We start from the raw sequence: 24,576 nt of genomic DNA, 5'->3' as shown, positions 1-24,576 counted from the left end.
GTCACCCGCCTGCCAACCCACGTCATACCCGCGCCCCCCGCCCCGCCCCACTCCCCACCCGCATCCACGCCCGAGCCCCATCCCAAACCTCCGTCATCCGCCCCAGCAACTCCCCCGGCACCGCCGCATGCGCCGCCGCCAGCGCCTCACTCATCGCCTCACAACTGTGCTCAATCACCGCGCCCGGATGATGCACGCCACACACATCGCGGCCGAAAGCCTCGAGTTCCGCCCGGTTCGGATAGCTCCGGGCCGGGGACTTGTCGCCGCTGCGGCCACCGCGCCGCCACTTGAGCGCCAGGGTGTGGTCGACGGTCTCGATGCCGCCCGGCCGCTCGTAGGGATAGAGCACCGTGGTCACCTGGTCGTACACCGGGCTGGGCCAGACCCGGTCGTCGTCGTACAGCACGGCGAAATTCTTGAGGTGGGCGTCGCCGTTGCGCAGCAGCACGGTCAGCACCAGCAGCTTGAAGAACTGGTGCAACGCCGGCGCCGGTTCGCTGCAAACCAGGCGCAGCGCCGCCGCCACGTCCTCGTAGCTGCCGATGTACTTGCGGCTTGAAAGTCGCTCCCGCACACGCAGCTGCATGACGGCCGCGATGTCCTCGAAGCCAAGGCGGCTGCCGTCGGGCAGGATGTCGAAGCGGTCGAGCACCAGCAGCTTGCCGTCGGCCGAAAGATCGGCGCGCGGCACCGGCAGGCCGGCGTGGCGGGCGGCTTCCAGACACAGCCATTCGTTGGCACTCAGGCCTGGGTAGCGCGGCCCCTCGGCCTTGACGATGGCGTTGGGGCCGGGCACCACCGCCTTGTCGGCCACCGGCACCATGATCTTGGGCTGGACGCCGGCCAGGCCCGTGCCCGGGCCCATGAAGGCGTCGACCAGTTCCTCGAACAAGGCGTCGCTGCGCCCGCCGGCGAGCAGGTCGTCGCGCGAGACCAGGCCGGCGGCCCCCACGCCCAGCGGCGCTTCGCCAGGCACCTGGTAGGCCACGCGGCCGATGGCGCCGGCGCCCATCAGGGCCAGCAGATGCATCTTGGTGACCTGGAACTTGCCGAAACGCGCCAGGATGCGCTCGAACAGATAGCCCTCGGGAAGGTTCATGTCGAGGGCGGCAAAAAGGTCGCCGTCCTGGAACACGCGGTCGGCGATCGGCAGGCCCAGGCCGACCTGGTGCTGCGCCTCCGCTTCATAGACCAGCGAATAGATCGACCGCTTGGCGAGCAAGGCCTGCGGCCGGCCATGAACCGCCAGCTGCAGATCCCGCAGTTTTTCGGGCAATGCCGTCACGTCTCGTCGGGCTCCTGCAGGTGCGCGAAGGCCTTCGCCAGGTCCGCCGCGCGCAGCGGCCCTGGCTCGCGCGGGTCCAGGCTCAGCGCCAGGCCAAGCGGCGCCAGCATGGCGAGCAGCGAGGCCAGGGAGATGTCCTTTCCGGCCTCGAGCCGGTAGACCGGCATGCGCGACAGGCCGGCGCGCTCGCCCAATGCGGTCTGGGAGAGCTTCTTGCGGCGGCGCGCGCTGCGAACGGTGGCGCCGACCTCGGACAGCGAAGAGATCGGCGTGGCGATTTTGCTATCCATGCATTGCATTATTCCATTTGAGAGAAAAAATGCAACGCATGAGTAGCAAACTAGGTCTGCAGCACCTCATCCGCCTGCAGCCACCGAATGTCCCACCCCGCGTCGCCGCCGGCGCGCATGCGCGAGCCATGCGTGATGCCGTCGATCTGGCTCATGATCTCTTCCGTCTCGGCCGGCTTGGTGTGCGTGATGTAGATCGGATAGCTGCGCCCCGGCGCAATCTGGGCCAGTTCGTCCGCCAAGGTCGCCGGCGACAGGTGCAGGCTGCGCCGGGCCAATGCCTGTTCCCGGTTGCTGAAGGCGGTCTCGATGACCAGCATCGCGACGTCGAGCTGGTTCACGCGGGTCCAGAAGGGCGCATTGCGTTCGGTGTCGCCACTGAACACCCAATGCGGCCCGCCCTGCGCGCAGCGCACCGCGAATCCGCAGGCCGGCACCGTATGGACCGCCGGCAGCACCTCGATGTGCTTCAAGGCCCGGGTGCCCAGCTCCAGTTCCTGGCCGATCACCAGATCGTGGAAGGTCACGAATGGCGCCTCGCGGCTCGGGATGCTGGCGAAATCGGGCCAGATGACGTTGTTGAATACATGCGCGCGCAGCGCCTCGATGGTGGCGCGCAAGGCATGAACGCGCAGCGGCCGGGTGCGGCGGCTGGCGATGGCATCGATCATCAAAGGCAGGGCGGCGACATGGTCGAGGTGCGAATGCGTCAGCAACACATCGTCGATCTTCGACATCTCGTCGAGCGTGAGGTCGCCCACGCCCGTGCCGGCGTCGACCAGCAGGTCGCAATCGACCAGGAAGGAGGTCGTGCGGCAGTCCTTGGCGATGGCGCCGGAGCACCCCAACACACGCACCTGCATTTCGCGAGACCTTTTGACTTTCCAGCCCGTAGGCCGCTACTTCGAATCGAACCGGGTTGCGCCGTCCCATTCGGGATCATTGGGCTGCAACGACATCGAGGCTAAACGTTGTGCATACAGCTGGTAAAGGACTTTTTTGGCATCCGCGGCAACGAGGGCCGACAGCATAGCCTGTCCTTGTAACCAATCCTGCAGGCGATAGGCGGAAAGCACTCCATCCCACTGTTGCAGCTCGTTTTGGACGTCGGCGCCAACGCTGTCGGACCGCCCGATGGGCGTGAAGATGCGTACCCTCCGCGCCTTGCCCTGGACCCGGACCGTGTCGAGTTCCTGCCAAGCGAAGCCCGGCGCCGCGCGCCGGGTGGCCTCGGTGGCGACGATCTCGACGCCGTAGTGCACGCCCAGCCCCTCGATCCGCGATGCCAGGTTGACCGCATCGCCGACCACCGTGTAGCTGCGGCGCACGGCCGAACCCATGTCGCCGACGCTCATCACGCCGGTGTTGATGCCGATGCCGACCTGGACCTCCGGTAGCCCGGACTGGCGGCGGCCGCCGTTCAGCTCCCGCACCGCGGCGACCATCTCGATGGCCGCCTGCACGGCCAGCTCGGCATGATCGGCGGTCTCGACCGGCGCCCCCCAGAAGGCCATCACGCAGTCGCCCATGTACTTGTCGACGGTGCCGCGGCGGGCGCTGATGATCTCGCTCAAGCGGCTGAAGAAGATGTTCAGGAAGGCCTGAAGCTCGGCCGGGGCCATCTGCTCGGCCATCCCGGTGAATCCGCGCATGTCGCAGAACATCACGGTGAGCTCGCGGCTTTCGGCCCGCATGCTGTAGCGGCCCGGATCGGCGCGCATCTCGTCCACCAGCTCCGGCGGCACATAGGTGCCGAAGAGGCGGGCCAGGCCGCGGCTCGAGCGGCCCTCGATGAAATAGCCCCAGCTCATGTTGAGCACGAAGGACAGCGCGACCATCAGCAGCGACAGCGCCAGCGGCAGCACCAGCCCGGCGCGCAGGAAGAGCCATGAGTTGACGCCGATCAGCACCGCGCAGATCGACAGCGCCACCCCGACCGCACGCGCCGCGGCGCTCAGCGAGAGGCCGAAGGCCAGCGCCAGCCCGGCCGCGAGCAGCATCACGAGCTCGTAGCCAAGCGCGTAGTCCGGAACTGCCGGCAGCCTCGAATCCAGGAGCCCAGAGACGATGTTGGCGTGCACTTCGACACCTGGGAAGTCGGCACCGACCGGTGTCGAGCGCAGGTCCTGCAAGCCCGGGGCGGTCGATCCGACGAGCACGATCTTGTCCTTCAGCTCTCCCGCGGCCAAGCCGCCGCGGAGCACCTCGGACGCGGACACATGGCGGAAGGACCCGCCGCGCGGCCCTCCTACGCCGCGAAACGGAACCAGCACGCTGGCGCTGGCGTCGACCGGAACGCGCAGCCGCGTGTCCCCGGTCGACACAATCAGCGCCTCCAGCGGCGGCGGCGCGCTTCCCGGTCCGGCCGGCGCGAACGCCGGCGCCAGGCCGGTGTCGCCAACAGCCAGCCGGTACACCACCAGGGCCAGCGATTCGTAGTACCCGGGCTGGGCGTTCTCGCCGTCGTAGCGCGCGATCAGCGGCACCGCGCGGATCACGCCGTCCACGCTGCCGTCGAGCACCACGTTGAGAAAGCCGCCGGCCGGCGCAGCCTCGGCCAACTGCGGGATGCTGCCGACGAAGCCGTTCCAGCGCGTCGTGTAGTCGCGGCCCTCGGGGAAGGTGCCGGGCGGCAGGACCGGCGCCGGCAGAGCGCCCTTGGTCCGCGGGACCCGGGTCTGGGTGAAGTAGAAGCCAAGCGCCACCCGGCGGCCGGCCAGTGTCTTCGCGAAGGCGGCGTCGCGGTCGAGCGAGGGCGCGAGCTGCTCGATCTCCCGGGCCAGCCCGGCCCGCTCCCGCAGCGGCCCTTGCGCGAGCTGGCGCAGGGCCTCGAGGCCCGAGCTCGCATCGGGCTCGACGAACAGCACGTCGAAACCCAGCACCCGCGCCTGCTGCCGCTCCATGATCTCGGTCGTCAGGCGGGCGAGCTGGTCACGGCCCCAGGGCCATTGGCCGAGCGCCTGCAGGCTCGGGTCATCGATGTCGACGATGACGATCCGCGGGTCGAGCGTGCCCGGCAAGGTGGCCCGCAGCCGCACGTCGTAGATGAAGCGGTCGAGCCGGTCGACGAAGGGAAGCTGCCAGCCGCCCAGCACATGCGCCAGGGCCAGCGCCACGGGCAGCAGCGTGATGGCGATGCGCGCGCCGTGCCGGCGCAGCAGGTTCATCCGGCCACCCGCGGTCGAAGACGGCGCGGCTGCTTCAGGGCGCGGTCAGCTGATGACGAACTGCATCCGCGTGCCGCCGAGCTCGAGCACGTCGCCGTCCTGCAGCGCCACGGCCTCGCTGCCGAGCGGCTCGCCGTTGAGCTGGGTCTCGCCGTCGATCGGCGCCACCACGTAGCCGTGCAGCCGACGCGTGACGGCGGCGACGGCCAGGCCGGGTTTGCCGATGGTCGTGACGACTTTCTGCAGCGACAGCTCGCGCCCCGCGGCCGAGCCCGAGAGCACCCGCATGACGGCCGCGCCGGCCGTGCCGCCGCCGAGCGGCGACTGCACGGTGGGCGCTGACGAGAGCGGAATCGGGCCCGAGGGTGGCGGGGGGGCGGGTCGGACCGGCAGCAGGCTCTCGGTCGCCGCGGCGGCGCCGGCCAGAAAGCGGATCTTGTACTTGCCCACCTCGATGACGTCGTTCTGCTCGAGCGCCTGCTTCTTGATGGCGCGGCCGTTGACGTAGGTGCCGTTGGTGCTGTTGAGGTCTTCCAGGTAGACATCACTGCCGATCATGTGCAGCACGGCATGCTCGCCGCTGATCGCGAGATTGTCGACCACGATGTCGTTGTAGGGCCGGCGCCCCAGCGTGGTCCGGTCCTTGGCGAGCGTGACGTCCTTGATCACGACACCGTCGATCGACACGATCAATTTCGGCATGGCCGACTCCTGGATCTCGTTGTTTTGTTCACAGGGCCCTGGCAGCACAGTTTGAAGACCTTCTCTATCCAGTGGCACCAGGGGCCTGGGTCCCACCCGCCCGGGCCAGGACAACCGAAATGTTATCCCGGCCGCCATTGTCGTTCGCAGTTGCAACCAAAAGTGTTGCTTTCTCCGGCAAGCCGATATCTTGTAACAAAATCGTGAAAATCTGCGCGCTGGACACCATTTCGGACAGTCCGTCGGAGCACAGAAGGAACAGGTCGCCTGGCATCACACCGTGCTCGTGCATCTCGAGGTCGACGTGGCGCTCGATGCCGAGCGCCCGGGTGACGAGGTTGCGGTGCGGCGACATCACGGCCTGCTCGGGCGTGATGGCCCCGGCGTCGAGTTGCTCCTGGAGCAGCGAATGGTCGCGGGTCAGCAGTTCGAGCTGGTCGCCGCGCAGGCGGTAGCAGCGCGAATCGCCGATGTGCCCGACGATGGCGCGATGCGAACCGAAGGCCGCCAGCACCAGCGTGGTCCCCATGCCCTGGAGCTGCACGTTCGCGATGCCGGCCTCGAGGATGGCCGCGTTGGCCTCGTCGGTACCGGCCTGCAGGGCGCGCTTGATCGCCTTCGGATGCGCCTGCGGCCCGGCATGCGCGAGCCAGCGGCCGAAACTCGCCTGCAGCAGCGCGATCGCCATGCCGCTGGCCACCTCGCCGCCGTTGTAGCCGCCCATGCCGTCGGCCAGCAGCACCAGCCCCAGCGAGGGTTCGAAGGCGATGGTGTCCTCGTTGTTGGCGCGCACCCGGCCCGGATCGGTCAGCGCGGCGAAATCCCACCTCAGGACGCCGGGGTCGTTGGAAACTGAAGTACCGGGATTCGCCATGGATCAGGAGGTGGATGGACTGCGGCGTGTCAGGCTGCGGCGTGGGATCGCTTCTGCAGCCATTTTCCGACAGCGACGACAAACACCGCGCCGGCCGCAGCTGCCGCGTAATGCAGCCACGGATTGGCCGTAAGCATATCGCGCAGGATGGTGTCGCTCACGATGGTTTCGCCGGCCACCCAGCCGATCAAGGCTGCACCGAGCATGACGATGATCGGGAAGCGCTCCATCAGCTTGATCATCAGGGTGCTGCCGAAGATCACCAGCGGGATGCTGATCGCCAGGCCGAGGATCAGCAGCACCATGCTGCCTTGCGCGGCCGCGGCGACCGCGATCACGTTGTCCAGGCTCATGACCAGGTCAGCCAGCAGGATGGTGCGGACCGCGGCCATCATGCTGCCGTATTCCTTGCCTTCGCCATCGCCCTCCTCTTCGCCGCTGAGCAGCTGCGTGCCGATCCACAGCAGCAGCAGGCCGCCGATGATCTGCAAGTACGGCAAGGCCAGCAGCTTGGCCGCGACCACTGTCAGGATGATCCGCAGCACCACGGCGGCGCCGGAGCCGAACAGGACGGCGGTGCGCTGCTGCTGCGGCGGCAGCGAGCGGGCGGCCATCGCGATCACGACCGCGTTGTCGCCCGAGAGAATGATGTTGATCCAGACGATCTTGAGCAGACCGATCCAGAAGTCCGTGGTTTGAAGGAATTCCATGTCTCTTTATTCCACTGTTATTTGATTGAAAAAGCGCCCGCAACTCGGTTGCGGGCGCTTCTTCTCTGTGTGGGCAGCAAGAACGCGGGGCGACTTACAGGAGTGCCTTGAGGCGCTTGGCGAGCTCCGAGAAATTGCGCGTGACCGTGAATCCGCTCTCTTCCATGATCGCCAGCTTGGCATCCGCCGTGTCGGCGCCGCCGGAAATCAGCGCACCGGCGTGGCCCATGCGCTTGCCGGGAGGCGCCGTGACGCCGGCGATGAAACCGACGATCGGCTTCTTCATGTTGTCCTTGCACCAGCGCGCCGCTTCGGCTTCGTCGGGGCCGCCGATTTCGCCGATCATGATGACGGCGTCGGTGTCGGGGTCTTCGTTGAAGGCCTTCATGACGTCGATGTGCTTCAGGCCGTTGATCGGGTCGCCGCCGATGCCGACCGCCGACGATTGGCCCAGGCCGATCTCGGTGAGCTGGGCCACGGCTTCATAGGTCAGCGTGCCGGAGCGGCTGACCACGCCGATGCGGCCCTTGCGGTGGATGTGGCCGGGCATGATGCCGATCTTGATCTCGTCGGGCGTGATCAGGCCGGGGCAGTTCGGGCCGAGCAGCAGCGTCTTCTTGCCGCCGGCGGCTTCCTTGGCGCGCATCTTGTTGCGCACTTCGAGCATGTCGCGGACCGGGATGCCTTCGGTGATGCAGATCGCCATGTCGAGGTCGGCCTCGACCGCTTCCCAGATGGCGGCGGCGGCGCCGGCCGGCGGCACGTAGATCACCGACACGGTGGCGCCGGTCTGCGAGGCCGCTTCCTTGACGGAGGCGTAGATCGGGATGTTGAAGATCGACTCGCCGGCCTTCTTCGGGTTCACGCCGGCCACGAAGCAGTTCTTGCCGTTCGCGTATTCCTGGCACTTTTCCGTGTGGAACTGGCCGGTCTTGCCGGTGATGCCTTGCGTGATGACCTTGGTGTCTTTGTTGATGTAGATCGACATGACTTGTTCCTTACTTGGCGACGGCCGCAACGACCTTCTGAGCGGCTTCCGCCATCGTGTCGGCGCTGATGATCGGCAGGCCCGAATCGGCCAGCAGCTTCTTGCCCTCGACTTCGTTGGTGCCCTTCATGCGCACCACCAGCGGCACTTGCAGGTTCACGGCCTTGCAGGCCGCGATCACGCCGGTGGCGATGGTGTCGCACTTCATGATGCCGCCGAAGATGTTGACGAGGATGGCCTCGACGTTCTTGTTCTTCAGCATGATCTTGAAGGCTTCGGTGACCTTCTCGGGGGTGGCGCCGCCGCCCACGTCGAGGAAGTTGGCCGGCTCGCCGCCGAACAGCTTGATGGTGTCCATGGTCGCCATGGCCAGGCCGGCGCCGTTCACCAGGCAGCCGATGTTGCCGTCGAGGCTGATGTAGGCGAGGTCGAACTTGCTGGCTTCGACTTCGGCCGCGTCTTCCTCGTCGAGGTCGCGCAGGGCGACGATCTCGGGGTGGCGGAACAGCGCGTTGCTGTCGAAGTTGAACTTGGCGTCGAGCGCCATGATCTTGCCCTTGCTGTCACGGTTGAGCGGGTTGATCTCGACCAGCGAGGCATCCGTTTCCATGTAGCAGGTGTAGAGCTTCTTGAAGACGTCCACGGCCTGGGCGGTGGAGTCGGCCGGGATGCCGATGGCGTCGGCGATCTTCTTGGCCTGGGCATCGTTGAGGCCGGTCAGCGGGTCGATGAACTCGGTGACGATCTTCTCGGGCGTGGAATGGGCCACTTCCTCGATGTCCATGCCGCCTTCGCTGGAGGCGATGAACGCGACCTTCTGCGTGGCGCGATCCGTCACGACGGAGACGTAGTATTCCTTCTGGATGTCGGCGCCGTCTTCGATGTAGAGGCGGCGGACCTTCTGGCCTTCGGGGCCGGTCTGGTGCGTCTTCAGCTGCATGCCGAGGATCTCGCCGGCCAGCTTCTTGACGTCTTCGATCGACTTGGCGACCTTGACGCCACCGCCCTTGCCGCGACCACCCGCGTGGATCTGGGCCTTGACGACCCAGACCGGGCCGCCGAGCTTCTGGGCGGCCTCGACCGCCTCCTGAACTGTGTACGCCGGGATGCCGCGGGGTACGGGCACGCCGAACTTGGCAAGAATTTCCTTGCCTTGGTACTCGTGAATCTTCATGAGGGTGTCTCTCGGAACGAGGGGTTGAGATCGGGAGAATGTGGTTGCTGTCCACGGGCCACGGCGCCTGGCGGCGGGGGCGGCGGACAGCAGGGAACTGTATCATGGTGCGCCGCACCAACAATTGACCCCACTTTGTGGTCAATACGTATTTACTCCCAAGGCACACGAGGCCCCCCTATGCCCAAGGTCTTCATCGATGGCGAAGCCGGAACCACCGGCCTCCAGATCCGCGAGCGGCTCCAGTCGATGCCGCAGATCGAACTCGTGAGCATCGCGCCCGAGCTGCGAAAAGACGTCGCCGCCAAGCGCACGCTGATGGCCGGGGTCGACCTGGTCGTGTTGTGCCTGCACGACGACGCGGCGCGCGAATCGGTGGCGCTGATCGACCAGCTCGACGGCCGCCGCCCCAAGATCATCGACGCCTCGACCGCGCACCGCACGGCGCCCGGCTGGGTGTTCGGCTTCCCCGAACTGATGGCCGGACACGCGGACGCGGTCGCCAAGGCCGAGCGCGTGGCCAACCCCGGCTGCTACGCCACCGGCGCGATCGCGATCGTTCGCCCGCTGGTCGACGCCGGACTGCTGCCACCCGACTTCCCGATCGCCCTGCCCTCGGTCAGCGGCTATTCGGGCGGTGGCCGGACCATGATCGAGGCCTACGAAAAGGGCGAGGCGCCGCTGTTCGAGACCTATGCGCTGGGCCTCAAGCACAAGCACATCCCCGAGATCATGAAGTACACCGGTCTCACCCGCCGTCCGGTCTTCATCCCCTCGGTGGGCAACTTCAAGCAGGGCATGCTGGTGCAGCTGCCGCTGCACCTGGACGACCTGCCCGACCGCCCGAGCGCCGCCCATCTGCACGACGCGCTGGCGGCCCACTACGCGAAGAGCAACACGCCGGAACAGTTCGTGAAGGTGTTGCCGCCAACCGCCGACGGCAAGATCGACGCGCTGGCGCTCAACGACACCAACCAGCTGGAGATCCGCGTGTTCCCGAACGAGGATCACCGGCATGCGGTGGTCATTGCCCGGCTCGACAACCTGGGCAAGGGCGCGAGCGGCGCGGCGGTGCAGAACCTCAAGCTGATGCTGGGGATTTGAGACCGCTTCGGGCGCCGAGCGCTATCTGAAGAGGCGCTCATCGAGCGCCAGAGCTTCATTGGCCACCAAGGCGACCTCGTCGAACCGCGGGTGGGCCGGATTGATCAGCAGGTTGAATTCGTGCCGGGCCACGGCGCTCGGCACGCGCAAGGCCAGCGAAGCAGCGCTGGCCAGCCACTGATCGCCGGTCTGTTGCACCGCAATCGAATACGGCAGGTCGCTCCATCCGGATGGCAAATGGCGCAGTTCAAGAACGCCGTCGTCGGGCAGTTCGTATGACAGCAGGCGCCGGCCGATCGGCACGTCCTCCTTGTCGACATGCACGAGCATTTCGAGCATGGAAAGCGCGACCGAGCCGGCCGCATAGGCCAGCCGAACGCCGATCGAGTTCCAGCGTCCCGGATACAGCCCTGCGCCCTGCCCCGACAGCGCGTTGACCACGTAAGCCGGTTTGCTGATGCGGTAGACCCGCATCAGGAGAAGTCTCCCCAGTCGATCCGATGCAGCTCGGCTTCGACTGCGCACGCGCCACCGTCGGTGGCGAGCAATTCGAGCGGCTGGGCGCCCAGCAGCCTGTTGTCCTTCGAGAGCCAGCGTCGTGCCTTCTCCTCGCTGCCCAGCACGCGCACGGCCTCGCTCGCCACGCGCGCTATGCGCAGGAGCCGATCCGACTCGGTCGCGCTCAGGGGCTGGTCGAGCTTCTGCCGGCGGTGAAAGGTACGCGTCGGAATGCTGGACACATCGAGCAGGCGCGTTTCAGCGACGTCGAGCTTGCGGGCCAGGCGCTCGACGGCGGCCGGGCGGAGCAAGGGCAAGGCATTGGCTTCGCCGAGAGCTAATGGCATGTCGCCGTCCCCGAAAAACGAGAGGGTTCGCTGCATTTGCTCGCTCGCAATAGAAGGGTTTGCCATTTGGCAACCAGTCTACGCCAAATGGCTGAAATTGGATTTTATTCGTCCGGGTCGTGCCGCAGCACCTTGGCGACGACCGCGCCGGCGAATCCGCGCGCCATCAGGAATCGGACTTGGCGGGCGCGCTCGGTCGCATCCTGGGGCGGGACGCCGAAGCGGCGCTTCCAGACCTCGAGCGCACGGTCGAACTCACTGCCCTGCAGCCCCGCCACCGCTTCGGCCACCGCCTCGGGCGCGATGCCCTTGTGCAGCAGCTCTTGGCGGACGCGGGCAGCGCCCAGCCGGGCCGCCCGCTGGTGCAGCACCGACTGCACCACCCTCGCCTCGCTGATGAAATCCTTGGCCGCCAGCTCGTCGAGGGCCTGGGCCAGGGTGCCGGGCTCTTCCTCGTATTTCTTGAGCTTGCGCTCGAGCTCGGCGCGCGAATGCTCGCGCTGGCTCAAGAGGCGCAGGGCGCGCCCCTTGAGCGATGGCGCACTGAAGGCCATGCGGGTGATTACTTCTTGTCGGCCTTGTCGGCCTTGTCGGCCTTCTCCGCCTTTTCGGGCTTGTCGGCGTCGGCACCGGCGCTCTCGACCGCCGCGGCCAGCAGCGGAATGCCCAGCGACTCGCGCACCTTGTTCTCGATCTCGCGCGACAGCTCGGGGTTCTCGCGCAGGAACTCGCGCGCGTTGTCGCGGCCCTGGCCGATCTTCTCGCCGTTGTAGGCGTACCAGGCGCCCGACTTGTCGACGATCTTGGCGTTGACGCCCATGTCGATGATCTCGCCCTCGCGGCTGATGCCCTCGCCGAACAGGATGTCGAACTCGGCCGTCTTGAAGGGCGGCGACACCTTGTTCTTGACCACCTTGACCTTGGTCTCGTTGCCGATGGCTTCGTCGCCCTTCTTGATGGTGCCGATGCGGCGGATGTCCAGCCGCACCGAGGCGTAGAACTTCAGCGCGTTGCCGCCGGTGGTGGTTTCGGGCGAGCCGAACATGACGCCGATCTTCATGCGGATCTGGTTGATGAAGATGACCATGCAGTTGGTCTTCTTGATGGTGGCGGTGAGCTTGCGCAGCGCCTGGCTCATGAGGCGGGCCTGCAGGCCGGGCAGCGAGTCGCCCATCTCGCCTTCGATTTCGGCCTTGGGCGTGAGCGCGGCGACCGAGTCGACCACGATCAGGTCGACCGCGCCGGAACGCACCAGCGAGTCGACGATCTCGAGCGCCTGCTCGCCGGTGTCGGGCTGGCTGATCAGCAGGTCGGACAGGTTGACGCCGAGCTTCTGGGCGTATTGCACGTCGAGCGCATGCTCGGCATCGACGAAGGCGCAGGTGCCGGCCTGGCGCTGCATCTCGGCGATGACCTGCAGGGTGAGCGTGGTCTTGCCGGAGGATTCAGGGCCGTAGATCTCGATGACACGGCCGCGCGGAAGGCCGCCGACGCCGAGTGCGATGTCCAGGCCCAGCGAGCCGGTGGAAACCACCTGGATGTCTTCCAGGGCCTCGCCCTCGCCCAGCCGCATGATCGTGCCCTTGCCGAACTGCTTTTCGATCTGGGCCAGGGCGGCCTGCAGGGCCTTGGCCTTTTCGCTGTTGGGGACCGAGATGCTGGTGCCTTTGACGAGTGCGTCCATGTGGAAAACTCCTTGAATATCAATGGGTTGTAGAGGCCGCATCGATCTGCTTTTAATCACAGGCTGGATGCTTGAACAGTAGTGTAGCGAGGGATATGGTTCCGGCGATCCATTTTTTGGTCAGTTTGCCTTACCATTTGAAGCCATGGACAAACCCTCCGACGACGCCTGGCGCCAGACTCACCTGGGCCGCCTGCTGGGCCACGCGATGCGGCGCTTCGACGAGCGGGTGCTGAGCCTGATGGCGCACGACGCCGAGGTGCCGCTGGCGCTGTCGAACCTGGCGGCCCGGGCCCAGGTGAGCGCCGCCCACATCCACATCACGCGCCACCTGGCGCGCGAGGGCTCGAGGCTGACCGATCTGGCCGAGCGAGCCGGCATGACCAAGCAGGCGATGGCCACGCTGGTCGACCAGTGCGAGGCCTGGGGCCTGGTCCAGCGCGGGCCCGATCCGCTCGACGCGCGGGCGCGGCGGGTGCTGTTCACGACCGACGGGCTGGCCTGGCTCGAGGCCTTCCGCCGTGCCGTCGCACAGGCCGAGGACGAATTCCGCGCCAGCGTCGGCAGCGAGATCGCCACCGTGGTAACCATCGGTCTCGAAGCCTATGCGGCGGCCTAGAATTCCAAGTTGTCTGGAGGCACGGCACCATGCGGATACTCATTGCAGAAGATGACCAGGTGCTGGCCGATGCCCTGCTGCGCAGCCTGCGCACCTCGGGCTCGGCAGTCGACCACGTGGCGACCGGCACGCAGGCCGATGCCGCGCTGATGACCAACAGCGAATTCGACCTGCTGATCCTCGACCTCGGCCTGCCCAACCTGCACGGCCTCGAGATTCTCAAGCGGCTGCGTGCGCGCGGCTCGCAATTGCCGGTGCTGGTGCTGACCGCGGCCGACAGCGTCGAGGAACGCGTCAAGGGCCTGGACTACGGCGCCGACGACTACATGGCCAAGCCCTTCTCGCTGCAGGAACTCGAAGCCCGCGTGCGCGCCCTCACCCGGCGCGGCATGGGCGGCACCAGCAACGCGATCAAGCATGGCCCGCTGGTCTACGACCAGGCGGGCCGGGTGGCGACCATCGACGGCAAGATGATCGAGCTGTCGGCGCGCGAACTCGGCCTGCTCGAGGTGCTGCTGCAGCGCGCCGGCAGGCTGGTCAGCAAGGACCAATTGGTCGAGCGCCTGTGCGAATGGGGCGAGGAGGTCAGCCTCAACGCCATCGAGGTCTACATCCACCGCCTGCGCAAGAAGATCGAGAAGGGGCCGGTGCGCATCGCCACCGTGCGCGGGCTCGGCTACTGCCTCGAGAAGATCCCCTCCTGATCCCCGGCGCGCCGCACCCGCTTGGTCAAACTCTTCCAGCGCGCCCAGCGCTCCCTGTTCGGCGAGATCCTCGACTGGATGCTCACGCCGCTGCTGCTGCTGGTGCCGGTCAGCATCGGCGTGACCTGGCTGGTGGCGCAGGGCATCGCCAATGCGCCCTTCGACCGGGCGCTGGAGTCCAACATCCAGACCCTGGCCCGGCTGGTCGACACCGACAACGGGCAGATCAAGTTCGTGTTGCCGCAGCCGGCGCGCGAGATCCTCGGCAGCGACGAGATCGACCGGGTCTACTACCAGCTGCTCGACGTCCACGGCACGCTGCTGAGCGGCGAGCGCGAAGTGCCGTTCCCCGGCACCGACGATCCGCCGGTGCCCGGCGTGGTCTACCTGCGCGACGGCCAGATGCACGGGCAGAAGGTGCGGATCGCCTCGCTCTGGGTGGCGGGCCAGCCGCCGGATGTGCCGCTGGCGCTGCTCCAGGTGGCCGAGACGCGCGAGAAGCAGTCGGTGCTGGCGACCGAGATCATCAAGGGCGTGCTGTTGCCGCAGTTCGCGATCCTGCCGCTGGCCGTGCTCTTGATCTGGCTGGCGCTGGTGCGCGGCATCAAGCCGCTGTCGGTGGTCGAGGCGCGGATCCGCGAGCGCAAGCCCGGCGACCTCAGCCCGCTGGACGAATCCTCGGTGCCGCTGGAAGTCGTGCCGCTGGTGCTGTCGGTCAACGAGCTGCTGAACAAGCTCAACGACTCGATCGGGACGCAGAAGCGCTTTCTCGCCGATGCCGCGCACCAGCTGAAGACGCCGCTGGCCGGCCTCCGGATGCAGGCCGACCTGGCCCAGCGCGAGGGCGCCAACGCCGACGAACTCAAGCAGTCGCTCAAGCAGATCGGGCGCGCCAGCGTGCGCGCCACGCACACCGTCAACCAGCTGCTGTCGCTGGCCCGGGCGGAGGGCAGCGGCGCCAACATCGGGCGCCAGCCCTGCGACTTGGCCCGGCTCACGATCGAGGTGGTGCGCGAGGCCGTGCCGCGGGCGATCGACAAGCGCATCGACCTCGGCTACGAGGGCGCCGAGACGGGTTCGCCGGGCGTGGTGTTCGAGGGCAACCCGACGCTGCTGAAGGAACTGGTGCGCAACCTGGTCGACAACGCGCTCAACTACACGCCGTCGACGCCCGATCGGCCCGGCGTCGTGACGGCGCGGGTGCTGGCCGACCCCTTCGGCCAGGTCCTGGTGCTGCAGGTGGAAGACAACGGGCCCGGCATCGCGGCGCACGAGCGCGAGCTGGTGTTCCAGCCCTTCTACCGGGTGCTCGGCAACGAGGCCGACGGCTCGGGCCTGGGCCTGCCGATCGTGCTGGAGATCGCCCGCCAGCACAGCGCCACCGTCCGGCTCGAGGATGCCCATCCGGGCCAGCGGCCGCCCGGCACGCTGGTCAGCCTGCGCATCGACACCCGCGACGGCGGCCGGCGCCCGCACGGGCCGGACCCGCACGCCTGACGAACGCGGCCTGGGTCTCGGTCAGGCGGCGACCGGCGCGGCGGGGTTTCCGCTCCAGCGCGAAAACGGCGGGATGCTCTCGCCCTTCATCACCAGCGTGAGCGGACCGAGCTGGGCGCCGTCGTGCACCGTCGCACCGTAGAGCACGATGCTGCGCGGGCCGATGTTGACCCGGGCGCCGATGTCCACGTGATGAATCTTCATCACGCGGTCCTCGAACAGGTGGGTCTGCGGGCAGCACTGGGCATTGAGTTCGCTGTGGTCGCCGATGCGCACGCAGTCGAACTCGGTGAGGTCGGTGGTGTCCAGGTAGACCCCGCGGCCGATCTTCGCGCCCAGCAGGTTGAACGCCAGCGGCAGCCAGGGCGTGCCGCGCAGGTAGTGCATGAAGTTGGGCACGGCGATGCCCTCGTAGAGGTTGGTCGCGGCCTCGGAGAGCCAGACGAAGGGCGTCCACATCGGCACCGCGAGCGGGCGGTAGCGGCGCAGGAAGAGCCACTTGAACAGGACCACGAAGACGAAGGTCGCGAGGCCGAAGACCAGGCCATCGACGGTCAGGTAGGCGACGACGGCGCCCCAATGGCCCGCGGCCGCCGAGGGCATCACGGCCAGCACGATGGTGTAGCCCGCGGCGATCACGATGGCGTGCGGCGCAACGATGCGGAAGGCCTCGACCAGGCCGCGTCCGAGCCTGCGGATGGGCGAGGGGTTGAAGGTCAGTTCTTCCGGATGGCCGGTGACGACCTCGCGCGCCGGCAGGCGCAGCGCCGGCGAGCCGACCCAGGTGTCGCCGCTCTGGACCGCGGCCGGATCGGGGGCGCGGCCGAGCACGCCGATCAGCACGTTCTCGGGCAGGGTGGTGCCATCCGGGATGTAGGCCCCGTTGCCGACGAAGCTGCGGCGCGAAATGACCGTCGGGCGCATCGACATCCAGCCGCCGTCGATCTCCTCGTCGCCCAGCAGCACCGCATCGGCGATGAAGCTGCCCTCGCCGAGGGTGAGCATGTCGGGCACGACGCCCAGCGCGGTCGAGATCTCGGCATTGCGTCCGACCTTGGCGCCGAGCAGCCGGTACCAGGCGGGCGCGAACATCGTCGCGTAGACGCCGTGCAGCACCGCCAGGCTCGACTCCTGGATCTGGTTGACCAGCCATTTGCCGCAGTAGACGTTGCTGTGCACCGGCCAGCTGCCGCTCTTCAGGCGCGGCAGCACGCTCCAGCGGATGCCGGCCGAGACCAGCGCGGTGAGCACGATCATCACCGCCGCCGCCGGCAGCGCCAGCACGAAGTACTTCAGCAGCTGCATCACGACCCCGTTGGTCTCCAGCCAGGGGAAGCGGTCGAAGTCGTCCAGCACGTCGATCAGCATGAAGGTCGGGAACAGGGGCAGGAAGAACAGCGCCGCCACCAGCAGGGCGCCGGTGAAGAAGAACAGCCCTTCGCCGATGCGCCGGCGCCGGCTGACGGCGGGGCGCGGGCGCAGCGAAGCCGGGTCGAAGGCACCCGCATCGCGCGCCGGCGAACCGCTCCAGATGCGCCCGGCCGGCAACGCCTGGCCCTCGGCCAGCGCGGACTGGGCGTCGAGATGGCCCCAGTCCCCGATCCGGGTATGGCCTTCCAGCACCGCGTAGGAGCCGACGTGGGCCTGCGCGCCGATGGCGATCGGCCCGAGGCGCAGCTCGCCGCACAGCACGCGCGCGTTCTCGAAGTTGACCGCGTTGCCGATGCTGGCACCGTCGCCGACCGAGAACAGGTCGGGCGCGCGAAGCTTGACTGACCCGATCATCACGTCGCGCCCGATGCGCGCGCCCAGCGCCCGCAGCCACCAGGCGTGGAGCGAGGAACCGCTGATGAAATAGGTGGGCGCCGCATCGACCAGCCGGTCGGCCAGCCACCAGCGGAAATAGGTCAGGCCCCAGAGCGGGTAGCGGCCCGGCGCCAGCCGGCCGGCGATCAGCCATTTGCCGGCCAGGGCCAAGACGAACTCCAGCACCGTGGCGACCAGGAAGGCGCCCACCGACATCGTCACCGCGTAGGGAACCGAATCGCCTGGGCTGCCCGTATAGAAGTGGTAGGTGAAGAAAGGCGCCAGCCACTGCGCCATGCGAATGGCGACCAGCGCCGGGATGGCCAGCGCCTGCGCCAGGCCGCAGCGCCAGCGACGCCAGGCCGAAGGCGGCGTCCAGTCGGGCACGCGCTCGGCAGTCTGGCTGCCGCTGGCCTCCAGCGCGGCAGCGATGCCGCCGACCGTGCGGTTGCGGTAGATCTCGCGCACCGTGATCCGGGTGAAGCGCGGATCGGCCCGCAGCATCGACGCGAGCCGCGCAGCCAGCAGCGAATGGCCGCCGAGCTCGTCGAAGAAATCCGAATCGCGCCGGATCGGGAAACCGGGGAAGAGCGTGGCCAGCGCCGCGAACAGTGCGGCTTCGGCGGCCGTCTCCGGGCGGTCCGAATCGCCGGCGAGAGCGGCGGCTTCCGGGAGCGGCTGCGCCTTCAAGGCCTTGCGATCGATCTTGCCGGAGCTCAGCCGCGGCATCTGCGGCAGCAGCTCGATCCGGCTCGGCACCATGTAGGGCGGCAGCCGCGCAGCGAGCGCCGAGCGCAATGCGGGGGCCGAGACCTCGGCGCTGCCCTCCGGCACCAGGAAGGCGATCAGCTGGTCGACGCCCTGGACCTCGCGCAGGACCACGGCCGCGGTGCCCACGCCCGGCTGCTGCGCCAGCAGCACCTCGATCTCGCCGAGCTCGACGCGAAAGCCGCGAATCTTGACCTGGTCGTCGGTCCGGCCCAGGCACTGGACGCGCCCGAGTTCGTCGATGCGGGCCAGGTCGCCCGTGCGATACAGCCGGGCATCGTCGGTGTCGCGCGACCAGGGGTTGGGGAGGAACTTCTCGGCCGTCAGCTCCGGGCGCCCCAGATAGCCCGCCGCGACGCCGGGCCCGGTGATGCACAACTCGCCGATCTCGCCGCGCGGCAGCAGCCGCGGGCCGGCCGCCATGTCGGTAGCGATCACCAGCAGCGCGTAGTTGGGCAGCGGCAGGCCGATGGTGACGGGGTCGTCCACCGCCAGTTCGGCCATGCTGGCCGACACCGTGGTTTCGGTCGGGCCGTAGCTGTTGAAGAGCTGGCGGCCGGGCCGGGCCCAGCGCGCCACCAGCGAGGGCGGACAGGCCTCGCCGCCGAGGTTGATCAGGCGCAGGCTCGGCACGTCCTGGCCGAAGAGGGCGAGCAGCGTGGGCACGGCATGCAGCACGCTGATGCCGTGCACGGCCAGCGCCTGCGGCAGCGCCTCGGGGTCGGAGGCCAGCGCCTTCGGCGCGATCCAGAGCGTCGCGCCGACCAGGTAGCTGAGCCAGATCTCCTCGAACGACATGTCGAAGGCGACCGAGAAACCCTGGTAGACGAGGTCGTCCTGCCGCACGCCCAGCATCTCGTTCTCGCTGCGCAGGAAGTGGCAGATGCTGCGCTGGCTGATGGCGATGCCCTTGGGCTTTCCGGTCGAGCCCGAGGTGTAGATCACGTAGGCCGGGTGCTCGGGCAGCGCCGCGGCGCGCCGCCGCAGCGCGCCCGCCGGGACGCCCTCGGCCAGCAGCGCCTCGACCCGCCAGAGCGGTCGGCCGATGGCCGCCAGGCGGGGCGCGAACTCGCTGCAGCTCAGGATGCCCGCGGCACCGGCATCGTCCAGGCAGGCGGCGATGCGTTCGACCGGCGTGTCGGCATCCAGCGCGAGCCAGGCGGCGCCGGTCTTGGCGATCGCCAGCTGCGCCACCAGCAGCTCGATGCCGCGCGGCAGCCATAGGCCGACGATCTGCCCGGGGCGGATGCCGTCGTCGATGAGCCGCGATGCGCAACGGTCGGCCTGCGCGTCCAGTTCGCCGTAGCTCAGCCGCCGATCGCCGAAGATCAGCGCCGTCCGGGTCGGAACGCGTTGGGCGGTGGCCTCGAACAACGACGCCAGGACCTCGTCTCGAATGAGTTCGGGCCGCTCGGGGCCGCGCAGGATGGGAGAGGCGTCGAACGGGTCGGCGTGGGGGAAAAGGGCAGGGTTCGGGCGAAACATGGACGGGTTCTGATGCAGCGGTGCTGCTGGCGCACCGCCTTGGCTTCGGCGCGCCGGCTAAGGCTTGGTGGGCTCGACCTTGCGGATCTGCAGCATCTCCGGGCGGACCTGCTGCTGCAGACGTTGCGGCTCGGTCTCGCTGAAGCGCGCGGGCTCGGCGCCGAAGAGGGCCAGCGCGCCGCGGGTCCAGGCGAAATAGCCCAGGTTGGCGACGAGCAGGAGGATGACGACCAGGCGCATGGGTCCTGTCAAATCGGGGCGGGACGGGGCCGGACACTGACTTCGGCGCTGCTGATCATCTGGACGCCCGAGGCCGTCCGGACCAGCAGTTCGCCGCCCCATCCGACCCCTTCGCAGTGGCCTTCGGTGCCGTCGCTGAGCCGCACCTCGCGGCCGCGCAGCACATCGCGCGCGGCGAAGCGGGCCGCGAAGGGCACGAAGCCGCTGCCGCTGAACAGCAGCACGTCGCGCACCAGCGATGCGGCGATCTCGCGCAGCACCTCGCCCGGCGTCGCGCCCGGCCGCCATTCCTTCAGCCAGGCGGGCGGGGTGCTGAGGTTCGCCGCTTCGCGCGCGCCGATGTTGATGCCGATGCCGATCACGAGGTAGCGCTCGGCGACATCGGGCTGGAGCAGGGCGGTTTCGATCAGGATGCCGCCGAGCTTGCGTTCGCCGACCCACAGGTCGTTCGGCCACTTGAGTCCCAGGCCAGCGGCGCCGGAGGGGTCCAGGCTTTCGGCCACGCTGACGCCGACCGCCAGCGACAGGCCGGACCAGTCCCGCGGGGCCAGCGACAGGCCGAGCGAAAAGGTCAGCGAGCTCGGCTCGCGGGCGTCCTGGGCGCTTTGCCAGGGACGCCCCAGGCGGCCGCGGCCGGCGGTCTGGCGCTCGGCCACGAGCAGCACCGCGGCGTTGTCGCCTTCGCGCGCACGGCGCATCAGCTCGGTGTTGGTGGAACCGATCTCGGGCACCACCTCGACGCCGATGCCGGGCAGCAACGGCGCCAGGCTCTGCGCGATCTCGTCTTCGAACCAGGGGGCGGGCATGCTCAGCGCTTGTCGGCCTTCTCGGCCTTCTCGGCCTTTTCAGCCTTGGCGTTCTTTTTCTTGTCGGCCTTGGCGGATTGCCTGTCGGCCTGCTTTGCAGCCTTCTTTTCGGCCTTTTTCTTGGCCTTTTTCTTCTTCTTTTTCTTCTTGACCTCGTCGTCGTCCTTCGGCGCCAGCAGCGTGCCGCGGCAGTCCGCCGAGCCGCACCAGCAGGGGAACTCGGACAGCAGCTTCTTGGTGTACGGCTCGTCGATGATCAGCCCGTAGTCGTAGCTCAGCTCTTCGCCGGCCGCGATGTTGCGCAGCGCCTTGATGAAAACCCGGCCGTTCTGCTCGTCGGCCTCGCAATTCGGCTCGCAAGAGTGATTGATCCAGCGCGAGGCGTTGCCGTCGACATTGCCGTCGATCACGCGGTCATCGTCGACGTGGAAGTAGAAGGTGTGCTGCGGCTGGGTCGGATCGTGGGGATGGCGCCGGAGGGCTTCCTTCCAGGAAATGATCTCGCCCTTGTATTCGATGAGCGTTTCGCCTTCTGCAATATCCTGCACGGCGAAGACGCCGTTGCCGTGGACCCCGGAGCGACGGGTCTGGATTCGGCGGCCGCCGGAAATGGGGGATTTGGAAGGCATCGCCGAAGTCTGTTAGTTTGAATATGTACGCATGCGCGTGCGCGTACGCACGCGAGAACCGCCGATTGTAAATGTCGCCCCCACGCTCCCCACTTCGTGTGGTTCGCTGCCCCCCGAGGGGGCGCAGGCCGCCTTGGGGCGGCCCGGTGGCGGCCTGGCCGCCCCCAGCCCCGCCTCGCGTGGGGCGGCCAGGGGAGGGGGCAACCCCTGTCGGGGGATGCGGAAGTGGACTGAATGAATAGGATTGGTTGAATGAAAACGTTGGTGATTGCAGAAAAACCCTCGGTGGCGCAGGACATCGTGCGCGCGTTGACGCCGGTGGCCGGCAAGTTCGACAAGCACGACGAGCACTTCGAGAACGACAAGTACGTCGTCACCAGTGCCGTGGGTCACCTGGTCGAGATCCAGGCGCCGGAAGAATTCGACGTCAAGCGCGGCAAGTGGAGCTTTGCCAACCTGCCGGTGATCCCGCCGCGCTTCGACCTGAAGCCGGTCGACAAAACCAAGACGCGGCTCAACGCGGTGGTCAAGCAGGCCAAGCGCAAGGACGTGACCCAGCTGGTCAACGCCTGCGACGCGGGCCGCGAAGGCGAGCTGATCTTCCGCCTGATCGAGCAATACGCCGGCGGCAAGGCGCCGCTGGGCAAGCCGGTCAAGCGGCTGTGGCTGCAGTCGATGACGCCGCAGGCGATCCGCGACGGCTTCGACCAGCTTCGCACCGACAAGCAGATGCAGGGCCTGGCCGACGCCGCCCGCTCGCGCTCCGAGGCCGACTGGCTGGTCGGCATCAACGGCACGCGCGCCATGACCGCCTTCAACTCGCGCGACGGCGGCTTCTTCCTGACCACAGTCGGGCGGGTGCAGACGCCGACCTTGTCGGTGGTGGTCGAGCGCGAGGAAAAGATCCGCAAGTTCGTCAGCCGCGACTATTGGGAAGTGCACGGCAGCTTCCTGGCCGAGGCCGGCAGCTACCCGGGCAAGTGGTTCGACCCGAACTGGAAGAAGCCGCCGCCCGGCCCCGACGGCGTGCCCGACCCCGAGCAGCGTGCCGACCGGGTCTGGAACGAGCGCGAGGCGCGCGAGATCGCCGACGCCGCGCGCGGCAAGCCCGCCACCGTCACCGAAGAGAGCAAGCCCACCACCAGCGCATCGCCGCTGCTGTTCGACCTGACCTCGCTGCAGCGCGAGGCCAACGGCCGCTTCGGCTTCAGCGCCAAGACCACGCTGGCGCTGGCGCAGAGCCTCTACGAACGCCACAAGGCGCTGACCTATCCGCGGACCGACTCGCGCGCGCTGCCCGAGGACTACCTGCCGGTGGTCAAGGACACGATGAAGATGCTGGCCAACAGCGGCATGAAGCACCTCGCGCCCTTCGCGCAGCAGGCGGTCGACAACAACTACGTGAAGCCGTCGAAGCGCATCTTCGACAACGCGAAGGTCAGCGACCACTTTGCGATCATCCCGACCCTGCAGGCGCCCAGCGGCCTGTCCGATGCCGAGCAGAAGCTGTACGACTTCGTGGTGCGGCGCTTCATGTCGGTGTTCTTCCCGAGCGCCGAGTACCAGGTCACGACGCGCATCAGCACGGTCGAGCAGGGCGGCAAGAAGTACCCGTTCCGCACCGACGGCAAGGTGCTCGTGAAGGCCGGCTGGCTGGCGATCTGGGGCAAGGAAGCCGAGGACGACGAGAAGGAAGACGACAAGGACGGCAAGCGCCTGGTGCCGGTCAAGCCGGGCGAGGTCGTGAAGGCCGAATCGGTCGACCTCAAGGGCCTGAAGACCCGCCCGCCGGCGCGCTATTCGGAAGCCACGCTGCTCGGCGCGATGGAAGGCGCCGGCAAGACCATCGACGACGACGAGTTGCGCGAGGCCATGCAGGAGAAGGGCCTGGGCACGCCGGCCACGCGCGCGGCCACCATCGAAGGCCTGCTGGCCGAGAAATACATGATCCGCGAAGGCCGCGAACTGATCCCGACCGCCAAGGCCTTCCAGCTGATGACCTTGCTGCGCGGTCTCGGCGTCGAGGAACTCTCCAAGGCCGAGCTGACCGGCGAATGGGAATACAAGCTCGCGCAGATGGAGCACGGCAAGCTGAGCCGCGAGGCCTTCATGCGCGAGATCGCCGAGATGACGGAGCACATCGTCAAGAAGGCCAAGGAATACGACCGCGACACCGTGCCCGGCGACTACGCCACGCTGGCGACGCCGTGCCCCAATTGCGGCGGCGTGGTCAAGGAGAACTACCGCCGCTACAGCTGCACCGGCAAGCCGGGGCAAGAGCCCTGCGGCTTCTCGTTCGGCAAGTCGCCGGCCGGGCGCACCTTCGAGGTGGCCGAGGCCGAGGCGCTGCTGCGCGACAAGCACATCGGCCCGCTGGAAGGCTTCCGCTCGAAGGCCGGGTGGCCCTTCACCTCCGAGATCATCCTGAAGTTCGACGACGAGGCGAAGAACTGGAAGCTGGAGTTCGACTTCGGCGACGACAAGAACGCCGACACCGGCGAGATCGTCGACTTCAGCCAGCAGGACACCGTGGGCCCGTGCCCGGTCTGCGGCGCGCCGGTGTTCGAGCACGGCAGCAACTACGTCTGCGAGAAATCGGTGCCGACCACCGCGCAGCCGACGCCGAGCTGCACCTTCAAGACCGGCAAGATCATCCTGCAGCAGCCGATCGAGCGGGCCCAGGTCGAGAAGCTGCTGGCCACCGGCAAGACCGACCTGCTCGACAAGTTCGTCTCGATGCGCACCCGCCGCGCCTTCAAGGCCTTTCTCACGTGGAACAAGGACGAGGGCAAGGTGACCTTCGAGTTCGAGCCGCGGACCAGCAAGTTCCCGCCGCGCAAGACCTTCGCCAAGGCGGCGCCGGCGGCAGCGAAGAAGGCGGCAGCCAAGACGACGGCGGCCAAGAAGGTCGCGGCGGCGAAGAAGGCCGCCGCGCCCAAGGCGCCGCGCAAGCCGGGCGCCGGACTCAAGCCCAGCGACGCGCTGGCCGCGGTGATCGGCGCCGAACCGGTGGCGCGCACCGAGGTCATCAAGAAGCTGTGGGACTACATCAAGGCCAACGGCCTGCAGGACGCGGCCAACAAGCGCGCCATCAATGCCGACGCCAAGCTCAAGCCGGTGTTCGGCAAGGACCAGGTCACGATGTTCGAGCTGGCCGGCATCGTCGGCAAGCATCTCGGCGCATGAAGGGGATTCG

General features: G+C 68.0%; 22 protein-coding genes. 5 read left to right on the top strand and 17 right to left on the bottom strand.

Going from position 1 to position 24,576, the window contains the following annotated elements; all coding sequences use genetic code 11:
* Positions 1-22: 22 nt before the first annotated feature.
* The 9 genes from QTI17_RS12020 to sucC all read right to left on the bottom strand — a co-directional run bounded on the left by QTI17_RS12020 (position 23) and on the right by sucC (position 9,193).
* Positions 23-1,288 (bottom strand): type II toxin-antitoxin system HipA family toxin, encoded by a 1,266-nt coding sequence (locus tag QTI17_RS12020; RefSeq protein WP_286533363.1) that lies wholly within the window; start codon positions 1,286-1,288, stop codon positions 23-25.
* Complete coding sequence (locus QTI17_RS12015; protein WP_286533361.1) at positions 1,285-1,578, bottom strand: helix-turn-helix domain-containing protein; 294 nt, start codon at positions 1,576-1,578, stop codon at positions 1,285-1,287. Before QTI17_RS12015 ends, QTI17_RS12020 begins: the two co-directional genes overlap by 4 nt.
* Before the next feature lie 50 nt (positions 1,579-1,628).
* On the bottom strand, positions 1,629-2,441 hold the full coding sequence (locus QTI17_RS12010) for an MBL fold metallo-hydrolase (protein WP_286533359.1): 813 nt from the start codon (positions 2,439-2,441) through the stop codon (positions 1,629-1,631).
* 36 nt (positions 2,442-2,477) lie between these two features.
* Complete coding sequence (locus QTI17_RS12005; protein ID WP_286533357.1) at positions 2,478-4,745, bottom strand: CHASE2 domain-containing protein; 2,268 nt, start codon at positions 4,743-4,745, stop codon at positions 2,478-2,480.
* A gap of 45 nt (positions 4,746-4,790) precedes the next feature.
* The gene (locus QTI17_RS12000; RefSeq protein ID WP_286533356.1) at positions 4,791-5,447 is read right to left on the bottom strand and encodes an FHA domain-containing protein; all 657 of its coding nucleotides are present in this window, start codon (positions 5,445-5,447) and stop codon (positions 4,791-4,793) included.
* Positions 5,448-5,511: 64 nt separating this feature from the next.
* Positions 5,512-6,321 carry a Stp1/IreP family PP2C-type Ser/Thr phosphatase gene (locus QTI17_RS11995; protein WP_286519721.1) on the bottom strand — a complete coding sequence of 270 codons (810 nt, stop codon included), beginning with the start codon at positions 6,319-6,321 and terminating at the stop codon, positions 5,512-5,514.
* Positions 6,322-6,350: 29 nt separating this feature from the next.
* On the bottom strand, positions 6,351-7,031 hold the full coding sequence (locus QTI17_RS11990) for a TerC family protein (protein ID WP_286533354.1): 681 nt from the start codon (positions 7,029-7,031) through the stop codon (positions 6,351-6,353).
* Between the two features lie 94 nt (positions 7,032-7,125).
* The gene (gene sucD, locus QTI17_RS11985) at positions 7,126-8,019 is read right to left on the bottom strand and encodes a succinate--CoA ligase subunit alpha (RefSeq protein ID WP_286509620.1); all 894 of its coding nucleotides are present in this window, start codon (positions 8,017-8,019) and stop codon (positions 7,126-7,128) included.
* Positions 8,020-8,029: 10 nt separating this feature from the next.
* Positions 8,030-9,193, bottom strand: coding sequence for an ADP-forming succinate--CoA ligase subunit beta (gene sucC / locus QTI17_RS11980; protein WP_286533352.1), 1,164 nt, complete (start codon positions 9,191-9,193; stop codon positions 8,030-8,032).
* 180 nt (positions 9,194-9,373) lie between these two features.
* On the opposite strand from sucC, the gene argC reads away from it, so the two are divergent.
* Entirely contained in the window at positions 9,374-10,297 is a 924-nt protein-coding gene (gene argC, locus QTI17_RS11975; RefSeq protein ID WP_286533350.1) for an N-acetyl-gamma-glutamyl-phosphate reductase, read from the top strand.
* A gap of 21 nt (positions 10,298-10,318) precedes the next feature.
* On the opposite strand, the gene QTI17_RS11970 is transcribed toward argC, so the two are convergent.
* The 4 genes from QTI17_RS11970 to recA form a co-directional block, all read right to left on the bottom strand.
* Complete coding sequence (locus QTI17_RS11970; RefSeq protein WP_286533348.1) at positions 10,319-10,771, bottom strand: RES family NAD+ phosphorylase; 453 nt, start codon at positions 10,769-10,771, stop codon at positions 10,319-10,321.
* Positions 10,771-11,178, bottom strand: a complete 408-nt coding sequence (locus QTI17_RS11965; protein WP_286533346.1) for an Xre family toxin-antitoxin system antitoxin — start codon at positions 11,176-11,178, stop codon at positions 10,771-10,773. The genes QTI17_RS11970 and QTI17_RS11965 overlap by 1 nt, the downstream gene beginning before the upstream one ends.
* A gap of 68 nt (positions 11,179-11,246) precedes the next feature.
* Complete coding sequence (gene recX / locus QTI17_RS11960; protein WP_286533344.1) at positions 11,247-11,696, bottom strand: recombination regulator RecX; 450 nt, start codon at positions 11,694-11,696, stop codon at positions 11,247-11,249.
* Positions 11,697-11,704: 8 nt separating this feature from the next.
* The gene (recA, locus tag QTI17_RS11955) at positions 11,705-12,826 is read right to left on the bottom strand and encodes a recombinase RecA (protein WP_286533342.1); all 1,122 of its coding nucleotides are present in this window, start codon (positions 12,824-12,826) and stop codon (positions 11,705-11,707) included.
* A gap of 145 nt (positions 12,827-12,971) precedes the next feature.
* Between recA and QTI17_RS11950 the strand changes: the two genes are divergently transcribed.
* The 3 genes from QTI17_RS11950 to QTI17_RS11940 all read left to right on the top strand — a co-directional run bounded on the left by QTI17_RS11950 (position 12,972) and on the right by QTI17_RS11940 (position 15,646).
* Complete coding sequence (locus tag QTI17_RS11950) at positions 12,972-13,445, top strand: MarR family winged helix-turn-helix transcriptional regulator (RefSeq protein ID WP_286533340.1); 474 nt, start codon at positions 12,972-12,974, stop codon at positions 13,443-13,445.
* Positions 13,446-13,474: 29 nt separating this feature from the next.
* A complete protein-coding gene (locus QTI17_RS11945; RefSeq protein ID WP_286510980.1) occupies positions 13,475-14,149 on the top strand; it encodes a response regulator in 675 nt (224 codons plus the stop codon).
* A gap of 78 nt (positions 14,150-14,227) precedes the next feature.
* Positions 14,228-15,646 (top strand): sensor histidine kinase, encoded by a 1,419-nt coding sequence (locus tag QTI17_RS11940; protein ID WP_286533816.1) that lies wholly within the window; start codon positions 14,228-14,230, stop codon positions 15,644-15,646.
* Between the two features lie 21 nt (positions 15,647-15,667).
* Here QTI17_RS11940 and QTI17_RS11935 read toward each other — a convergent pair whose 3' ends face one another.
* Genes QTI17_RS11935 through QTI17_RS11920 form a run of 4 tightly spaced genes read right to left on the bottom strand, consistent with a single transcriptional unit; the run spans position 15,668 to position 21,380 of the window.
* Positions 15,668-19,705, bottom strand: a complete 4,038-nt coding sequence (locus tag QTI17_RS11935; RefSeq protein ID WP_286533337.1) for a Pls/PosA family non-ribosomal peptide synthetase — start codon at positions 19,703-19,705, stop codon at positions 15,668-15,670.
* Between the two features lie 57 nt (positions 19,706-19,762).
* Complete coding sequence (locus tag QTI17_RS11930) at positions 19,763-19,945, bottom strand: sporulation protein (RefSeq protein WP_286510978.1); 183 nt, start codon at positions 19,943-19,945, stop codon at positions 19,763-19,765.
* Between the two features lie 8 nt (positions 19,946-19,953).
* A complete protein-coding gene (locus QTI17_RS11925) occupies positions 19,954-20,751 on the bottom strand; it encodes a biotin--[acetyl-CoA-carboxylase] ligase (RefSeq protein WP_286533335.1) in 798 nt (265 codons plus the stop codon).
* A 2-nt stretch (positions 20,752-20,753) separates the two neighbouring features.
* Positions 20,754-21,380: an SET domain-containing protein gene (locus QTI17_RS11920; protein ID WP_286533334.1), complete on the bottom strand. Its 627-nt coding sequence runs from the start codon at positions 21,378-21,380 to the stop codon at positions 20,754-20,756.
* 252 nt (positions 21,381-21,632) lie between these two features.
* Between QTI17_RS11920 and QTI17_RS11915 the strand changes: the two genes are divergently transcribed.
* Positions 21,633-24,566, top strand: coding sequence for a DNA topoisomerase III (locus tag QTI17_RS11915; protein ID WP_286533333.1), 2,934 nt, complete (start codon positions 21,633-21,635; stop codon positions 24,564-24,566).
* Positions 24,567-24,576: the final 10 nt, after the last annotated feature.

The organism is Variovorax sp. J31P179 (assembly GCF_030316985.1).
In the GTDB taxonomy this organism is placed as follows: Bacteria; Pseudomonadota; Gammaproteobacteria; order Burkholderiales; family Burkholderiaceae_C; genus Variovorax; species Variovorax ginsengisoli_B.
The sequence above is the reverse complement of the archived record's forward strand: the minus strand, read 5'-3'. Positions and strand labels throughout refer to the sequence as shown.

Bases quoted from the DNA above. Each gene is read 5' to 3' on its own strand.
- QTI17_RS11965 (WP_286533346.1), bottom strand. From the start codon at position 11,178: ATGCAGCGAACCCTCTCGTTTTTCGGGGACGGCGACATGCCATTAGCT.
- QTI17_RS11990 (WP_286533354.1), bottom strand. From the start codon at position 7,031: ATGGAATTCCTTCAAACCACGGACTTCTGGATCGGTCTGCTCAAGATC.
- argC (WP_286533350.1), top strand. From the start codon at position 9,374: ATGCCCAAGGTCTTCATCGATGGCGAAGCCGGAACCACCGGCCTCCAG.
- QTI17_RS11930 (WP_286510978.1), bottom strand. From the start codon at position 19,945: ATGCGCCTGGTCGTCATCCTCCTGCTCGTCGCCAACCTGGGCTATTTC.
- QTI17_RS11950 (WP_286533340.1), top strand. From the start codon at position 12,972: ATGGACAAACCCTCCGACGACGCCTGGCGCCAGACTCACCTGGGCCGC.
- QTI17_RS11915 (WP_286533333.1), top strand. From the start codon at position 21,633: ATGAAAACGTTGGTGATTGCAGAAAAACCCTCGGTGGCGCAGGACATC.
- QTI17_RS11935 (WP_286533337.1), bottom strand. From the start codon at position 19,705: ATGTTTCGCCCGAACCCTGCCCTTTTCCCCCACGCCGACCCGTTCGAC.
- QTI17_RS11945 (WP_286510980.1), top strand. From the start codon at position 13,475: ATGCGGATACTCATTGCAGAAGATGACCAGGTGCTGGCCGATGCCCTG.
- QTI17_RS11995 (WP_286519721.1), bottom strand. From the start codon at position 6,321: ATGGCGAATCCCGGTACTTCAGTTTCCAACGACCCCGGCGTCCTGAGG.
- QTI17_RS12015 (WP_286533361.1), bottom strand. From the start codon at position 1,578: ATGGATAGCAAAATCGCCACGCCGATCTCTTCGCTGTCCGAGGTCGGC.
- QTI17_RS11940 (WP_286533816.1), top strand. From the start codon at position 14,228: ATGCTCACGCCGCTGCTGCTGCTGGTGCCGGTCAGCATCGGCGTGACC.
- QTI17_RS11925 (WP_286533335.1), bottom strand. From the start codon at position 20,751: ATGCCCGCCCCCTGGTTCGAAGACGAGATCGCGCAGAGCCTGGCGCCG.
- sucC (WP_286533352.1), bottom strand. From the start codon at position 9,193: ATGAAGATTCACGAGTACCAAGGCAAGGAAATTCTTGCCAAGTTCGGC.
- QTI17_RS11920 (WP_286533334.1), bottom strand. From the start codon at position 21,380: ATGCCTTCCAAATCCCCCATTTCCGGCGGCCGCCGAATCCAGACCCGT.
- recX (WP_286533344.1), bottom strand. From the start codon at position 11,696: ATGGCCTTCAGTGCGCCATCGCTCAAGGGGCGCGCCCTGCGCCTCTTG.
- QTI17_RS11970 (WP_286533348.1), bottom strand. From the start codon at position 10,771: ATGCGGGTCTACCGCATCAGCAAACCGGCTTACGTGGTCAACGCGCTG.
- recA (WP_286533342.1), bottom strand. From the start codon at position 12,826: ATGGACGCACTCGTCAAAGGCACCAGCATCTCGGTCCCCAACAGCGAA.
- sucD (WP_286509620.1), bottom strand. From the start codon at position 8,019: ATGTCGATCTACATCAACAAAGACACCAAGGTCATCACGCAAGGCATC.
- QTI17_RS12005 (WP_286533357.1), bottom strand. From the start codon at position 4,745: ATGAACCTGCTGCGCCGGCACGGCGCGCGCATCGCCATCACGCTGCTG.
- QTI17_RS12010 (WP_286533359.1), bottom strand. From the start codon at position 2,441: ATGCAGGTGCGTGTGTTGGGGTGCTCCGGCGCCATCGCCAAGGACTGC.
- QTI17_RS12000 (WP_286533356.1), bottom strand. From the start codon at position 5,447: ATGCCGAAATTGATCGTGTCGATCGACGGTGTCGTGATCAAGGACGTC.